The sequence below is a fragment of the Actinomadura rayongensis genome, from assembly GCF_009831215.1.
Lineage (GTDB): Bacteria > Actinomycetota > Actinomycetes > Streptosporangiales > Streptosporangiaceae > Spirillospora > Spirillospora rayongensis.
The window spans coordinates 1,261,829-1,276,740 of the sequence record NZ_WUTW01000001.1 but is presented as its reverse complement, the minus strand read 5'-3'; the positions used below and the strand labels follow the sequence as shown (position 1 = coordinate 1,276,740).

General features: G+C 75.8%; 16 protein-coding genes. 5 read left to right on the top strand and 11 right to left on the bottom strand.

Features of this window, described 5'->3' with window-relative positions:
* Window positions 1-11 precede the first annotated feature (11 nt).
* Entirely contained in the window at window positions 12-689 is a 678-nt protein-coding gene (locus GQ466_RS05985; protein WP_161101716.1) for an endonuclease V, read from the top strand.
* Here the strand turns inward: GQ466_RS05985 and GQ466_RS05980 are convergent.
* On the bottom strand, window positions 669-2,069 hold the full coding sequence (locus tag GQ466_RS05980; RefSeq protein WP_161101715.1) for an amidase: 1,401 nt from the start codon (window positions 2,067-2,069) through the stop codon (window positions 669-671). The genes GQ466_RS05985 and GQ466_RS05980 overlap by 21 nt on opposite strands.
* A 69-nt stretch (window positions 2,070-2,138) precedes the next feature.
* Here GQ466_RS05980 and GQ466_RS05975 point away from each other — a divergent pair, with 69 nt between their 5' ends.
* The gene (locus GQ466_RS05975) at window positions 2,139-2,693 is read left to right on the top strand and encodes a TetR family transcriptional regulator (RefSeq protein WP_161101714.1); all 555 of its coding nucleotides are present in this window, start codon (window positions 2,139-2,141) and stop codon (window positions 2,691-2,693) included.
* On the opposite strand, the gene GQ466_RS05970 is transcribed toward GQ466_RS05975, so the two are convergent.
* From GQ466_RS05970 to GQ466_RS05955, 4 genes are read right to left on the bottom strand one after another with little or no spacing between them, the layout of a single operon-like run.
* Window positions 2,690-3,706, bottom strand: coding sequence for a PrsW family glutamic-type intramembrane protease (locus tag GQ466_RS05970; protein ID WP_161101713.1), 1,017 nt, complete (start codon window positions 3,704-3,706; stop codon window positions 2,690-2,692). The genes GQ466_RS05975 and GQ466_RS05970 overlap by 4 nt on opposite strands.
* Complete coding sequence (locus tag GQ466_RS05965; RefSeq protein WP_337193337.1) at window positions 3,703-4,239, bottom strand: hypothetical protein; 537 nt, start codon at window positions 4,237-4,239, stop codon at window positions 3,703-3,705. Before GQ466_RS05965 ends, GQ466_RS05970 begins: the two co-directional genes overlap by 4 nt.
* Window positions 4,236-5,627 carry a sensor histidine kinase gene (locus GQ466_RS05960; protein ID WP_161101712.1) on the bottom strand — a complete coding sequence of 464 codons (1,392 nt, stop codon included), beginning with the start codon at window positions 5,625-5,627 and terminating at the stop codon, window positions 4,236-4,238. Before GQ466_RS05960 ends, GQ466_RS05965 begins: the two co-directional genes overlap by 4 nt.
* On the bottom strand, window positions 5,624-6,304 hold the full coding sequence (locus tag GQ466_RS05955) for a response regulator transcription factor (protein WP_161101711.1): 681 nt from the start codon (window positions 6,302-6,304) through the stop codon (window positions 5,624-5,626). The genes GQ466_RS05960 and GQ466_RS05955 overlap by 4 nt, the downstream gene beginning before the upstream one ends.
* A gap of 55 nt (window positions 6,305-6,359) precedes the next feature.
* Between GQ466_RS05955 and GQ466_RS32230 the strand changes: the two genes are divergently transcribed.
* Window positions 6,360-6,845: a DUF4870 domain-containing protein gene (locus GQ466_RS32230; RefSeq protein ID WP_337193336.1), complete on the top strand. Its 486-nt coding sequence runs from the start codon at window positions 6,360-6,362 to the stop codon at window positions 6,843-6,845.
* Here the strand turns inward: GQ466_RS32230 and GQ466_RS05945 are convergent.
* Complete coding sequence (locus tag GQ466_RS05945; RefSeq protein WP_378186628.1) at window positions 6,820-7,503, bottom strand: cyclase family protein; 684 nt, start codon at window positions 7,501-7,503, stop codon at window positions 6,820-6,822. The genes GQ466_RS32230 and GQ466_RS05945 overlap by 26 nt on opposite strands.
* Before the next feature lie 23 nt (window positions 7,504-7,526).
* On the opposite strand from GQ466_RS05945, the gene GQ466_RS05940 reads away from it, so the two are divergent.
* Window positions 7,527-8,354, top strand: a complete 828-nt coding sequence (locus tag GQ466_RS05940) for a HipA family kinase (protein WP_161101708.1) — start codon at window positions 7,527-7,529, stop codon at window positions 8,352-8,354.
* Window positions 8,351-8,728 carry a DUF3037 domain-containing protein gene (locus GQ466_RS05935; protein ID WP_161101707.1) on the top strand — a complete coding sequence of 126 codons (378 nt, stop codon included), beginning with the start codon at window positions 8,351-8,353 and terminating at the stop codon, window positions 8,726-8,728. Before GQ466_RS05940 ends, GQ466_RS05935 begins: the two co-directional genes overlap by 4 nt.
* A 1-nt stretch (window position 8,729) precedes the next feature.
* On the opposite strand, the gene GQ466_RS05930 is transcribed toward GQ466_RS05935, so the two are convergent.
* The 5 genes from GQ466_RS05930 to GQ466_RS05910 form a co-directional block, all read right to left on the bottom strand.
* Window positions 8,730-9,650, bottom strand: a complete 921-nt coding sequence (locus GQ466_RS05930) for a hypothetical protein (protein WP_161101706.1) — start codon at window positions 9,648-9,650, stop codon at window positions 8,730-8,732.
* Between the two features lie 112 nt (window positions 9,651-9,762).
* Window positions 9,763-10,596, bottom strand: coding sequence for a helix-turn-helix domain-containing protein (locus GQ466_RS05925; RefSeq protein ID WP_161101705.1), 834 nt, complete (start codon window positions 10,594-10,596; stop codon window positions 9,763-9,765).
* Between the two features lie 19 nt (window positions 10,597-10,615).
* A complete protein-coding gene (locus tag GQ466_RS05920) occupies window positions 10,616-11,458 on the bottom strand; it encodes a GNAT family N-acetyltransferase (RefSeq protein WP_161102424.1) in 843 nt (280 codons plus the stop codon).
* Between the two features lie 90 nt (window positions 11,459-11,548).
* Window positions 11,549-13,087 (bottom strand): alpha/beta fold hydrolase, encoded by a 1,539-nt coding sequence (locus GQ466_RS05915; protein ID WP_161101704.1) that lies wholly within the window; start codon window positions 13,085-13,087, stop codon window positions 11,549-11,551.
* Between the two features lie 127 nt (window positions 13,088-13,214).
* Window positions 13,215-14,795, bottom strand: a complete 1,581-nt coding sequence (locus tag GQ466_RS05910; protein ID WP_337193335.1) for an alpha/beta hydrolase — start codon at window positions 14,793-14,795, stop codon at window positions 13,215-13,217.
* Between the last annotated feature and the right edge of the window lie 117 nt (window positions 14,796-14,912).

Sequence of the window (14,912 nt, the reverse complement as noted above, 5' to 3'; positions counted from 1 at the left end):
CGTCCCGGGGCATGGAGATCGCCGAGCCGCCGGGCTGGCCGCGCACGCCCGCCGAGGCCGAGGCCGTCCAGGACGCGCTGCGCCCCCGCCTCGACCTGCGCGGTCCCGGACCGCGCTCCCCCGCGACGGTCGCCGGGCTGGACGTGTCCTACGCGGGCGACGGCGACGGCGCCCCGCTCGCGGCGGCGGCCGTGGTGCTGGAGACGGCGACGCTGGAGGTCGTCGCGTCGTCCGTCGCGACCGGCACGGCCGCGTTCCCGTACGTGCCGGGCCTGTTCGCGTTCCGCGAGGTGCCCGCGCTGCTCGCCGCGCTGCGCGGTCTTCCGGCGGCGCCGGACGTCCTCGTCTGCGACGGCTACGGGCTCGCCCATCCGCGCCGGTTCGGGCTGGCGTGCCACGTCGGCGTGCTCACCGGGCTGCCCGCGTTCGGCGTCGCGAAGACCGCGTTCGTCGGCGACTGGGAGCCGCCCGGCGAGCGGCGCGGCGACAGCGGGCCGCTGCTGCTGGACGGCGCCGAGGTCGGCCGCGTCCTGCGCACGCGGGACGGCGTCAAGCCGGTGTTCGTGTCCGTCGGCCACCGGATGGACCTGGACACCGCGTGCGCGCTGACGCTCGCGCTCACGCCCCGGTACCGGCTGCCGGAGACGACGCGCCGCGCGGACCGGCTGTCACGCGACGCGCTGCGCTGATTCGGGCGGGCGCAGCGCCGTCCAGCCCTCGGCGCGTTCGAGCTGCCCGGCGAGCGCGATCAGCAGGGCCTCGCCGGAGTCGGGGCCGAGGAGCTGCGCGCCGATCGGCAGCCCGGCGTCGCTCAGCCCGGCCGGGACGTTCACGCCGGGCCAGCCGAGGACGTTCCACGGCCACGCGTACGGGCACGCCGCCGCGACGCCCGACTGCGTCCGCCGGTAGCCCGCGCCGTCGAACGCGCCGACCTTCAGCGGGAGCCGCGCGGTCGTCGGGGTCAGGACGACGTCGGCGTACCGGAAGATCCGTCCCGCGCGCCGCCGGAAGGACGGGTCGAGCCGCCGCGCGAGCGGGAGCATCCGGCGGCCGACGATCCGGCCGAGCCGCGCCTCGGCGGCGGTGCGGGCCTCGGGACGGGCGCCGGTGAGGCCGTCCAGCCAGTCCGCCGCACCCGCCGTGCCGCGCGGGACGAGCCCGAGCCCGACCAGCCCGTAGTCCGGGTCGGCGGGGAACACGTGGTGGCCGAGGTCGGCGAGGCGCCGCGCGATCCGCTCGACGGCCGCCCGGATCTGCGGGTCCAGCCTCCCGCTCACGCCGAACGCGGTCGTGAACGAGACCGCGACGCGCAGCCGTCCGGGGTCGCGGCGCGCGGCGGCGGCGAACGGCGCGGCCGGCGGGTCGAGGCGGTGGACGTCCTCCGGGTGGCTGCCGGTGAGGACGTCCAACAGCAGCGCCGCGTCCTCGACGCTGCGCGCCAGCGGCCCGTGGACGGTGATGCCGTGGAACTGCTCGCGGTGCGGGAACCCCGAGACGCGCCCGCGCTGCGGCTTGATGCCGACGAGGTGCGTCCACGCGGCGGGGATGCGGACGGACCCGGCGCCGTCCGACCCGACGGCGGCGGGCACCATCCCGGCCGCGACCGCCGCCGCCGACCCGCCGGACGAACCGCCCGGCGAATACTCGGGGTTCCACGGGTTGCGGGCCGCGCCGAAGCCGGGCGACTCGCTGAACGGCCACAGCCCGACCTCGCAGGTCGTCGTCTTCCCCACGATGATCGCCCCGGCGGCGCGCAGCCGGCGGACGAGTTCGGCGTCCTCGGTCTTCGGCCGGTGGTCGGCGCGGATCGCGAACGGGGTGGTCTCGCCCGCGACGTCGGTGTCGTCCTTGACCGCGACGGGGACGCCGAGCAGCGGGAGCCGTTCGCCGTCCGCGCGCCGCCGGTCGGCCTCCGCGGCCTCGGCGGCGGCGCGCTCGCGGACGACCCGGAACGCGCCGAGCCCGGCCAGCGCGTCGATGCGCTCCAGCGACGCCGTGACCAGCTCCTTCGCCGACACCTCGCCGCGATCGAGCAGCTCCGCCTGCGCGGCCAGCCCCAGCCCGTCCATGCGCCCTCCCGGTGTCGTTCGTTCGTACGAACGATAGACCGGGCGGGACGCGAATGGAAGACTGGCCGGGTGAAGCCCCGCGACCGCATCCTCGCCTCGGCGCTGCGCCTCATCGGCGAGCAGGGCGTCGGCGCCGTGACCAACCGCGCGGTCGCCCGCGCCGCCGGGGTGTCGCTCGGCTCGCTGACCTACCACTTCCCGAGCCAGTCCGACCTGCTGCGCGAGGCGCTGCGGACGTTCGTGGACGGCGAGATCGAGCGCATCCGCGCCCATGTGGAGCAGCTGCGCGCGAGCGGCGCCGACCCCGCGCACGCCGCCGAGGAGGTCGAGAAGGCGATCGTCGAGTTCGCCAACGGCCCCGAGCAGATCGCCAACCTCGAACTGCACCTGCACGCCGCGCGCGACCCGGCCGTCCGGGAGACCTCGGCCCGCTCGGTCGCCGCCTACGACCGGCTCGCCACCGCCGTCCTCACCGCGCTCGGCGTGGCCGAGCCCGAGCGGCACGCGCCGGCCGTCGTCGCGCTGCTCTACGGGCTCGCGGTGCGCCGCCTGGCCACCGGCGAGGGCGCGGCGGGCACCGCCGACGCCGTCCGGCTGCTGCTCGGCGATGCGATGAAGGCCTAGACGACGGCGTGCGTGCGGCCCGGCCGCGTCCGGTCGATCTGCGCGAGCCGCCACTCCTGGTAGGCGGCCAGCCGGGCGCGGATCGGCCCGGTCGGCGTCTCCCGGCGCGCCCGCCGCCGCGCGCGGCGCGTGATCAGCGACCCGCTCTCCCCCGGCGGCAGCACCCGGCGCGCGTGGACGCGGTACCCGTGCCGGACGGCGAAGTACAGCGCGACCGCCGCGACGAAGTTCACGGCGACCTTCGCGATCGTCCCGGCGAAGAACGCCAGGAACGGCGCGTCGAACAGCCAGTGCATCGCGATCGCGGCGAGGATCAGGCCCGCGCCCGTCCAGCGCCGCCCGATGAGCGCGTAGCCGACGCCCGCGCCCGCGACGGCCGACATCGTCCAGTGCGAGCCGAGCCCGGTGACCAGCACCCGGCCGAGGAACGACTGCACGACCGCCGCGCCCTGGTCCACGCCGCCGCCGGACGGCACCGCCTGGAGCCCGTAGATCACGTTCTCGGCGGCCTGGAACCCGAGCCCGGCCAGCGCGCCGAAGATCATGCCGTCCACCGGCCCGCGCACGGCGTGCGGGACGGCGAGCGCGAGCAGCGCGATCCCGGCCGCCTTCAGCAGCTCCTCGTTCAGCGGGGCCGACAGCGCCGCGCCCCACGCCGAGGAGAAGCCGAGCGTCCCGACCTTCGCCCACACCGCGAGCAGGCCGTCGTTGGCGATCACCGACGCGCCGCTCGCCGCCGTCGCGCCCCACACGAGCGCGGCCAGGGACGTCCCGAACGGTGGCGCGTGGATCGGGCGCAGCCGTCCCAGCAGCGTGAACCCGATCACCACGACCGCGCCCTGGAGCACGACGCCCAGCACGAACGCGCCGGGGAACACCGTGATCGCCCCCGCGTACAGCGACCAGAGCGCGACCACGCCCGCCGCCGCGAGGACGCCGAAGACGACGTGCGCGACGACCGACGCCCCGTCCGGCCGGGACGCGCGCCGCAGCGGCACGGCGGGCGCCGTCACCGCGCCGCCCCGGTGAAGCGCAGCGACCTGACGACCCGCGCGGCGGCGTCCAGGTCGTCCGGGGTTCCGCCGAGCACGGTCGCCTCGACGGCCGCCGTCCCGTCGGGATTCGGCAGGACGGTCGCGGAACCGAGGTTGGCGCCGACCTGCAGCGGCCCGCTCAGCCCGTTCCGGAACGGGCGCGGGACGCCGAGCCGCGCGTCCGGGTCGCCGATGCGCACGACGTCGCGCAGGCCCTCCCAGAGCCGGACCGGGCTCGTCCCGGCGGGCGGCGCGACGAGCGAGATCGCGAGGTCGGTCCCCGCCCGCTCCAGCTTGTAGGACTGCGCGGGGTCGCTGCCGGACTTGCGCAGCGACCAGCCTGGGCCGACCGCGAACCGCGCCTCGGCCGACCCGGAGCCGAGCGTCAGCCGCGATCCGTCGCGCAGCGGCTCGGCGGACGAGCCGAGCGCGCGGCTCAGCAGCGGCCAGCCGACGACGAGGACGGCGCCGGCCGCCAGCAGCGCGACCAGGCCGCGAGCGCGTGGGTTCACATGTGCTGGGGTGTCCCGCCCGAAGGACGGTCATGCCCATGTCTTCCCCAAAACGCCGTCCAGCGTCCGGGCCGCCGCGCCGCGACCGACCCGGTCCGCAGCGCCAGCCGCACCTGCGCGCCGCCGAGCGCGGACCGCTCGACCGTGAGCCGGCCGCCGGTCGCGGCGGCGGCGCGGCGGGCGATGTCCAGGCCGAGGCCGGTGGAGCCGCCGCCGCTGCTGCCGCGCCGCAGCGCCGCGCCCGGGTCGGCGATGCCGGGGCCGCCGTCGGCGACCGTGATCGCGACGCCGCCGGGGCCGCGCCCGAGCGCGACCGCGCAGGCCGTGCCCTCCGGGGTGTGCCGGAAGACGTTGCCGAGCACGGCGTCCACGGCGGCGGCCAGCTCGGCGGCGGGCAGCGGGACGGGCGCGGACCCCGACGCGCCGGTCAGCGCGAGCGGCCGGCCCTCGTCCTCGGCGAGCACCGACCAGAACGCCACGCGGTCGCGCAACACCGCCGCCGCGTCGCAGTTCCCGCGCGCGGTGGGCCGCCGGACGGCCCGGATCACCTCGTCGACCTCCCGCTCCACCCGGTCCACGGACGCGCGGGCGCGGGCGGCGTCCGGGCCGTCCCCGAGCGCCTCGGCGTTGAGGCGCAGCGCGGCGAGCGGGGTGCGCAGCCGGTGCGACAGGTCGGCGGCCATCTCGCGCTCGGCGGCGAGCAGCCGGACGACCTGGTCGGCCATCGCGTTGAACGCCAGCGCCGCCTCGACCACCTCGGGCGGACCGTCGGGGTCGACGCGGACGCCGAGGTCGCCCGCCCCGAACGCGGTCGCGGCGCCCGCGAGCCGCCGGGTGGAGCGGATCATCCGGCGGCCGAGCCGGTCGGCGACCGCGACGGACCCGGCGACCAGCGCCACCGCGACCGTCGTGATCACCAGCCAGGCCGCCGGGACGCCCTGCGACGCCGTCGCCGCCGGAACGAACACCTCGACCACGGCGGTGCGGCCGTCGGGGAGCCAGACCGGGTCCAGCACGGCGTACCCGCCGCGCACCCGGACGGTGTCGGCGACGCCCGCCCGGACGACCGCGTCGAGCGGCGCGGCCCCGGCGCGTCCGCGCACGTCGGCGGGGACCGTCCGGCCGCCCGGCAGATGGACGACCGCGTGCCGCGCCGCGCCCGCCCGCGTGTCCGCGACGGCGCGGGCGAGGGCGGCGCGGTCGGCGGTCCCGGTGCCGCCCGACCAGGCCGCCGCGACCGGACGGCGCAGCGCCCCCGCCTCCCGCACGGCGTCGGCGAGCGCCCGGTCCCGCGCGATCTCCCGGACGGTCAGCGCCAGCGGGATGAGGAACGCCAGCGCCACCATCGACGTGACGGCGAGCGAGACGAGAACGAGCGTCCGCCTCATGACGCGGGCGCCGCCAGCCGCACCCCGACCCCGCGCACGGTGTGCAGGTAGCGCGGCGCGGCGGCGGTCTCGCCGAGCTTGCGGCGCAGCCACGACAGGTGGACGTCGATCGTCTGGTCGCCGCCGTAGGTCTGCCGCCACACCTCGGCGAGCAGTTCGCGGCGCGCGACGACCTGCCCGGGCCGCGCCGCCAGGTACGCGAGCAGGTCGTACTCGCGGCGGGTCAGTTCGAGCGGGACGCCGTCCAGCGACGCCTCCCGCCGGTCGGGGCGCAGCAGCAGGCCGCCGACGCGCAGGTCGGCGGCGGCCCCGGCGCGTCCGGTGCGGCGCAGCACGGCGGCCAGCCGCGCGACCAGGTGCTCGGCGGAGAACGGCTTGACGAGGTAGTCGTCGGCGCCCGCGTTGAGCAGCCGCACCATCTCGGGCTCGTCGTCGCGGGCGGTCGCGACGACGACCGGCACGTCGGACACGCCGCGCAGCATCCGCAGCGCCGCGCCGCCGTCCAGGTCGGGCAGGCCGAGGTCGAGCACGACGACGTCCGGCGGGCTCCCGGCGACCTCGCGCAGCGCGTCCACCGCCGTCCCGGCGCTGCGGACCGCGTGGCCGCGCGCGGTCAGTTCGCGGATGAGGGCGGCCCGGACGTCCGCGTCGTCCTCCACCACCAGCACGGTCGCCATGGCCGAACGTTATGCCACGATCGTCGGACATGTCCCCTTGTGGAAGGACTCCACCGTGCACGACCCCGAACCGCCGCCGGGCGAGACTCCCCCGCCCTGGTACTCCTACGGCTCCCCGCAGGGCTACGACCCGCGCTACGGCTACGGCCCGCCCGGCAACCCCGGCGGCCCGCGCGGCACGGTCGCGGGCGACGACGTCAACTGGGCCCTCGGCGTCTACATCGGCTCGCTCGTCATGGGCTTCATCGCGCCGCTCGTCATCTACTTCGTCAAGCGCCGCGAGTCCGGATTCGTCCGCTTCCACGCCGCGCAGGCCCTGAACTACCAGCTCACGGTCACGATCCAGCTCCTCGTCCCGCTGATCGTCCTGATCCCGCTGGCCATCGTCATGGACGCGCCCGCGCTGGTCCTCCTCCTCATCCCGCTGTTCCTCTTCCACATCATCGCCCAGTACGTCTTCCTCATCCTCGCGGCGGTGAAGGCGGGCCGCGGCGACTACTGGCGCATGCCCACCTTCACCTGCTGGAGGATGATCCGCTGAGCCGGGCGACCGCGCGAACCGGGGACCCGTCGGCGGCCAGGCTCAGCGGGAACAGCAGCGCCTCGGCGCCGCGGCCCGCCGCCCGCGCCGCCGCGACGCGCTCCACCCGGGTCAGGTTCTCGGCGATCACCGCGCCCGCCCCGCACAGGACGCGGTGCGCGGCGAGGTCGAAGGAGTCGTCGCCGGGCGGCGGGGTGCGGTCGACGCTCAGCGCGTCGATCCCGACCGTCCGGACGCCCGCCGCGACGATCGCCGCCGCCGTCTCCGGCGTCAGGTAGGGGTGGGCGAGGTAGCGGTCGGTGCCCCAGTGCTCCGCCCAGCCCGTCAGCACGAGCAGCACGACCCCCGGCCGCAGCCCGGCGGGCAGCGCGTCCGGGCCGATCGGCGCGCGGGGCTCCCGGCCGCGCGCGTCCAGCACCTCCGCCGGGCCCGCGAACCGCTCCAGCGGGAGCTGGTCGAGCCGGGGCAGCGCGTCGTCGATGTGGAACGGCGCGTCCACGTGCGTCCCGGACTGCGAGCCGAGGTGCAGCCGCTGCACGTTGACGCCGTCGCGCGCGACCGTCAGCGCGGTCTCGACCGCCACCTCCGGATCGCCCGGGTACACCGGCATCCCCGTGCGCAGCGGGACCGACAGATCGACCAGCTCGGCGGCTTCCACCCGCCGCACGATAGCGTGCAGGCGTGCTGCCGCTCGTGACCGCTGTCCGGTACGTGACGCCCCTGCGCGAGGGCGGATCGCTGCCCGGCATCGTCGAGGCCGACGACCTCGGCACCTATGTGATGAAGTTCCACGGCGCCGGGCAGGGCCGCAAGGCGCTGGTCGCCGAGGTGATCGCGGGCGAGCTGGGCCGCCGGCTCGGGCTGCGCGTGCCGAGCCTCGTCGTCATCGACCTCGATCCGCTGATCGGACGGCACGAGCCCGACCCCGACGTCCAGGACCTGCTCAAGGCCAGCACCGGCTGGAACCTCGGCGTGGACTACCTGCCGCGCTCGTTCGGGTTCGACCCGCTCGGCTGGGAGGTCGACGCGGCGTTCGCGTCCCGCGTGCTGTGGTTCGACGCGTTCATCGGCAACGTCGACCGGAGCTGGCGCAACCCGAACCTGCTCGTCTGGCACGGCGACGTCTGGCTCATCGACCACGGCGCGAGCCTCATCTTCCACCACGCGTGGGCGAACGCGGCGCGGTTGTTCAGCGGCCCCTACGACGTGGACGACCACGTCCTCACGCCCCGCGCGACCGAGCTGGCGGCGGCCGAAGCCGAGTTCGCGCCGCGCGTCACCGAGGACCTGCTGCGCGAGATCGTGGCACTCGTCCCGGACGCGTGGCTGGACGGCGAACCCGGCTTCGACGGACCGGACGCCGTCCGCGACGCCTACGTCGAGATCCTGCTGAAGCGGGCCGCCGAGCCCCGCGTGTGGCTGCCGTCCCTGGACGTCGCCGTGAACCGGCCCCGAACGGCGTCCCGGCGCGGCGCGAACCGTCCCGGCTGGCTCGGGGGCCCGGCGTGAGCACCGTCTTCGAGTACGCGGCGCTGCGCGTCGTGCCGTGCCAGGAGCGCGGCGAGGGCGTCAACGTCGGCGTCGTCCTGTACTGCCGCGCGCTGGACTACCTCGCGTGCCGCGCGGAACTCGACCGGGACCGGCTGCGCGCCCTGGACCCCGACCTGGACCTCGGCGCCGTCCACCGCTCGCTGGACGGCGTGGACGCGCTCTGCCGGGGCGGCGACGCGGCCGGGCAGGCCGCCGCCGAGCCCCCCGGCGCGCGGTTCCGCTGGCTGACGGCCCCGCGCAGCACCGTCGTGCAGCCAGGCCCGGTCCACGCGGGCCTCACCGACGACCCGGCCGCCGAGCTGGACCGGCTGCTGGCGCGGCTCGTCCGGTGACTCAGTCCCACTCCCAGCGGATCCCGTGGTACCCGGCGGGCATCCCGAACTCGATGAAGTGGACGCTGCGGTAGCTCGACAGCCGCAGCTCCGCGTCGTCGCGCAGGTCGGAGCGCCCGTCGGGGCGCCAGCTCCGGTAGCAGCGGGCGGGCAGCATCGCCGGATGGAACCGCACCTCGATCAGGTACTCGTGCTGCGGCGTGTGGAAGCCGCGCCCCTCCTCGGTGATCGGCGGCCCGGTCTCCTCGAACCCGAACCCGTACTCCAGCAGGTAGGTCTCGCCGCGCCGCAGCGCCCGGTCGAACAGCAGCTCGGCCGCGATGAGGCCGCTGGTCTCGTCCACGCGGACGCGCCCGAACCGGCAGCCGCGCGCCCACCGCGACGACGGGACGGCCCCGTGCGGGTGGTGGTAGACGGCGACCCACCGGTCCACGCCGCGCTGCTGCGCCTGGAACACGACGCGGGTGCGGTTCTCGGCGAGCTGCCGGTCCCGGCCGAGGGTGTACTGGTCGTGCAGGCTGAGGCCGGTGACGCCGCGGTCGCCCCGGTCGCCGATCTCGTCCAGCAGGTCCCGGACGACCGGCTCGGGGCACAGCTCCTCCAGCGACCGCCAGCTGCCCGTGCTGCGCTCGGGCACCGGCCGCAGCAGCGTCACCAGCGAGTGGCGCGGGAGGTCGAGGATGGTCTCCAGGCCGCGCACGGCGCGCAGCGAGTCCGACCGCTCCGGCCGGGTCCGGCCGCGCTGCCAGTAGCTGAGCGTGGACAGGCTGACCGCGACCCCCTCGGCGGCCAGCCGGCGCCGGACGGCCTCCAGGCTGAGCCCGCGCGCCTGGATCGCGGCGTGCAGCGCCGCGTTGAACGGGCCGTGCCGCAGGGCCTGCGACAGGTCGTGCGACAGGTCGTGCTCGCTGGTGGCGTGCATCTTCGGCCTCCGGATCGGGTCCGGCCGGCCCCCGTGACGGCCCCTGACTTCTGATCTTGCTCCGTCGACACTCACTGTAAGTCGGCGGTCTGCGGAAACCAAGCGAATGCGGTCAATCCCATTCCCACTCCAGCCCGGCGACTCCCCGCCGGACGTCGGCGAGCGCGAGGTGGGCGCTGCCGGACGTCCCGATCCACAGCTCGCCGAGCGGGTGCCGCGCGCGCCCGTCGGCGCCGGTGAAGCCGTAGCAGCGGGCGGGCAGCACCGCCGGGTCGAACTGGACGATCGCGAGGTAGTCGCGGACGGGTCGGGGGAACACGCGCCGGTAGCGCCGCGCCGTCCCGCCGCGCCCGCCCGGGCCGGACGGCCGCAATCCGTACTCGACCACCGCCGTCTCCCCCGGTCCGAGCACCCGATCGAAGATCAGCTCGAAGCCGAGCAGGCCGCCCGCGCCCCGGACGCGGCCCGGCCGGCAGTACCGCAGCCCGGTCAGCTCGGCGCCCGCCGCCGGGACGGGATGGACGCAGACGACGCGGTCCACGTCGTCGCCGGTGGAGCGCAGCACCTCCCGCACGGTCAGCCCGGCGGCGCGCCGGTCGGGGCCGAGCCGGTGGACGTCGTGGACGCTCAGCCGCTCCAGGCGCCGGTCCCCGGACCGGTCGAACTGCGCGACGAGCCGGGTGTAGCCGTCCGGATCCGGCCAGAGCCCGGCCGAGTCGGGCGCGGGGTCGTCCAGCCGGGCGGTGAGCGTGCCCGCCTCCACCCCGAGGATCTCCTCCAGCGCCGCGACGACCGGACGGGACCGGGGCCGGGTGCGTCCGCGCTGCCAGTGGCTGAGCGTCGCGACGCTCACCGTCAGGCCGCGCCGGGCCAGCCGGTGCCGGATGCGCTCCAGGGTCAGCCCGGACTCGTGGACGGCGTCGCGCAGTGCTGCGGGGAAGTCCACGGCCCGGACGTTACCCCGATCAGAACAGGACGGACATGAACGTGCCCGTCTCGCGCAGCCCGACGCGGCGGTACGCGGCGCGCGCCCGCGTGTTGTAGTCGTTGACGTACAGGGAGACGGTCGGCGCGACGGTCCGCAGCGCCTCCCCGATCAGCGCCGCCATGCCCGCGACCGACAGGCCGCGCCCGCGCAGCTCCGGCGGCACCCACACGCCCTGCACCTGGCAGGCGCGCGGGGTGACGGCGCCGATCTCGGCCTTGAACATGACGCGGCCGTCCTCGATCCGGGCGAACGCGCGGCCCGCGCGGATCAGCTCGGCGACCCGCGCCCGGTACAGCACGCCGCCGTCGCCGACGTTCGGGGAGATACCGACCTCCTCGGTGAACATCTTCACGCAGGCCGGGTAAATAAGGTCGAAGTCGTCCATCGTGACCCGGCGGAGCGCCGGATCGCCCGGCACCGGCGGCGGGCTGGACGTCGCCATCACCGGCTGCGCCGCCCGCACGGCCCGCGCCGGCCCCCAGTACGGACCGAGGATCTCCCACATCTCCCCGACGGCGTCCACCGGCCCGACGATGGACGAACAGCGGCGGCCCTGCGCGTGGGCGCGCTCGGCGAACGCCCGGACGGCCGCGAGCCCGGCGTTCACCGGGATGAGGTTCGCGCCCGCGTAGCAGACCGCCGTCAGCCGCCCTTCGCGCAGGTAGCCCCACATCTGCGCGCCGAGGCGCCGCGGGTCCAGCCCGGCGGCGTGGACGCGCGACCCGACGAACACGTTCGCGACCGGGTCGGCGTCCAGCAGCGCGAGCACGTCGTCGCGGTACCGGTCGTCGAGGAGCCGCACCGGCGGCGACCCCAGCATCCGCATCGTCACCGGCTCCGGCGGAGCCGAGGCGCGTGCGGCCTCAGCGCTGTCATGACCACGACGTCAAGCCTATGACGTCGGCGATCGTCAGTGCGCGACGGCCCGGCTCGCGGCGGGCGGCGGCCCGGCCGTGCAGGTGGCGTCCACGCCGGGACCGGCCGGGGGCAGCGTGCCGTCGCGCAGGTAGGCCGCGACGGCGCCGTCCACGCACCGGTCGCCGCCGAGCGTGACGCCGTGGTCGCCGCCGCCCGCCTGGACGAGCAGCCGCGAGTTCGGGAACAGCCGGTGCGTCTCCAGCGCGCCGTCGTAGGGCGTGGCGGCGTCGTCGGACGCCTGGACGAGCAGCGGCGCGGCCGTCCCGCCGACCGCCGGCGCGGGACCGCCGGTCAGGGGCCAGTAGGCGCACGGCGCGTTGTACCAGGTGTTGCCCCACGTCTCGAACCGGTAGCCCTGCCGGAACTGCCGGGCGCTGTCGCGGTGCCAGACCCGCCAGTCGCGCGGCCAGGCCGCGTCGCGGCACTGCGTGGCGGTGTAGACGGCGAAGTTGTTCTGGTCGAGCCGGGACGGCGGCTTCCACTCGCGCCGCAGCCCGGAGGTGTCACCGCGCAGATAGTCCGCCAGGGCGCGCGCGTGGCGGCTCCAGGTGGTCTGGGTGTAGCCGTCGTTGAGGAACAGGTCGTCCAGCTCCGACGGCCCGACGAGCCCGAACGCGGGCCGCGCCTTCAGCCGCGCCCGCGCCTTCTCGTAGGACGCCCGGACGGCCCCGGCGTCCCCGCCGAGCCGGTAGACGTCCCGGTTGCGGGCGATCCACGCGAAGAACTGCCCGATCCGCTTCTCGAACGCGACGTTCTGCCCGAGGTTGTCGGCGTACCAGACGCCGCTCGGCTTGACGACGCTGTCGAGGACGAAGCGCCCGACCCGTCCGGGGTAGCGCGACGCGTACACCGCGCCGAGGTAGCTGCCGTAGGAGTAGCCGAGGTAGTTGACGCGGGACGCGCCGAGCGCGGCCCGGATCGCGTCCATGTCGCGGACCCAGTCGGCGGTGCCGAGGTGCGGGAGGTAGCGCGCGTAGCGGCGCGCGCAGTCGCGCGCGTAGGCGCGGGCGCGGGCGCGCCAGGCGTTCTCCTCGGCGGTGCTCGCCGGACGCGTGTCCGCGCGCGGCTTGCCCGGATTCAGGTAGGACGTGTCGCAGACGAGCGCGGGCCGGCTCGCGCCGACGCCGCGCGGGTCGAAGCCGATCCAGTCGTAGGCCGCGACGACGTCGGGCGCGAACGCGGCGCGGAAGTCGGCGGGCATGTCGCGGCCGTGCGCGCCGGGACCGCCCCGGTTGAGCAGCACGACGCCCCGGCTCCGCGCGGCGGTGTGCCGGAGCCGGGTCAGCGCGAGGGTGATCGTCGCGCCGCCGGGACGGGCGTGGTCGAGCGGCACGCGCAGCGTCCCGCAGTCGAGGCCGCGCAGCCGGGCGCCCTCGACGGGGTCCTGGTTCGGGCACGGCGCCCACGCCACGGCGGGCGGGGCGCCGGCGGCGGCCGTGCCGTCCCGGGCCGGGAGGCTGGAGGTGAGGGTCGCGGCGGCGAGGCAGGCGGCGGCGCCCCCGAGGGCGCCCTTGCCGAGGGTGGTCAGCACCCGTCGATTACTACCGGTGGACGCTCCGGATCCCCGTCCAGGCGGCGAGTCCCGCGATTCGCGACAGATGCGAAGGAAACAGAACGGGCCGGTCACGGCTTCCCGTGACCGGCCCGCACCGGGGACCTTACGGACGTCCGATGAGCAGGTTCTTGCTCGGCGCGCCCGCGACGGCGGCCTTGGCCGTCGCGCCCGGCACCGGGTCGTTCAGCGCGGGCAGCGCCGCGCAGACGAGGTCGGCGGTCCGGCCCGGCTTGCGCGCCGGGAGACTGCCGTTCGTCAGGTACGCGGCGACGCGGTCGTCGAGGCAGGCGTTGCCGTTCAGCGTGTTCGCGTGGGTCTTGCCGCCCTTCTCGGCGATGAGCCGCGCGGACGGGAACAGCGAGCGCATCTGCGGGCCGCCCGGGTACGGCGTGGCCGCGTCCAGCGTGGACTGCACGAGCAGGATCGACGGGGCCTTCTTCGACCCGACCGGGAACGTCTTCTTGCCCTGGTAGCGCCAGTAGTGGATCGGCGCGTTGAACCAGGTGTTCGACCACGAATTGAACCGGATGCCCGACGCGTACTGCCGCGTCGCGTCGTCATGCCAGGTCTTCCAGCTCGCGGGCCACGGGGCGTCCACGGCCTGGACGGCGTTGTAGACCGCGAAGCCGTTGTCGCCGCCGCCCTCCGACAGCCAGTCCAGCAGCGGGGCGGGGTCCTTCTTCGTCGCCCACGCCGACAGCGCCTCGGCGAACGGGATGTAGTACCCGGTGTTGTAGCCGGCGCTGAGGACGGTGTCGTCCAGCTCGTCCGGGCCGATCTTCTTGCCGATCGGGCTCTTCTTGGCCGCCGCGCGGATCGCGTAGTACTTCTTCTCGACGGCCTTCTCGGACGCGCCCAGGTGGTAGAGGGAGTCGTACTTGGCGACCCAGCCCCACCAGAGCTTCATGTTGCGCTCGAACGCGACGTTCTGGCTGAGCTGGCCCTTGTACCAGACCTCGCGCGTGTCCACGTTGCCGTCCAGCACCATGCGCTTGACGTGCGTCGGGAACAGCGTGGCGTAGGTGGAGCCGAGGTAGGTGCCGTAGGAGAAGCCGTAGTAGCTGATCTGCTTGGCGCCGAGGGCCACGCGGATCGAGTCGATGTCCTTGGCGGCGTCGGTCGTCCGCATGTACGGCAGCAGCCAGCCGTACTTCTTCGCGCACGCGTCCGCGTACTTCTTCGAACGCGCCAGCCAGACCTTCTCGTCCTTCACGCTGGACGGCACGTAGTCCGGACGGACCGGGTCGGAGTAGTTCGGCACGCAGGACAGCGCCGGCTTGCTCGACTCGACGCCGCGCGGGTCGAAGCCGATGATGTCGTACTTGGCCGCGACGTCCGGCGGCAGCCAGGCCGCGAGCCCGCCGGACAGGTACAGCCCGGAGCCGCCCGGCCCGCCGGGGTTGCCGAGCAGGACGCCCTGGTAGTCCTTCGCGGTGTGCTTCACCCGCGACACCGCGACGGAGATCTTCTTCCCGTTCGGCTTCCGGTAGTCGAGCGGGACGGTCACCTGGCCGCACTCGGCGTTCTTGAGATAAACGCCGCCCGTCACATCGGTGGGACAGGCCGACCACGCCACCTTCCCGGCCTGGACCGGGGCGCCCGCGGGCGCGGCGGCGGTGGCGACGGCGGCCGTGCCGCCCACCGCGACCGCCGCGGCGGCGGTGATCACTACGAGCCTTTTCACGAAACCCCCTTGTCGGCGGGCGCCCGGGACGAGCGGGGGCCGGACGCGCCGCGGACGCTGATAGTGCGCAAACCGAGAGGATTGTGGCGAGTTGGGCAGTTCACCCGAAGGGTCCTG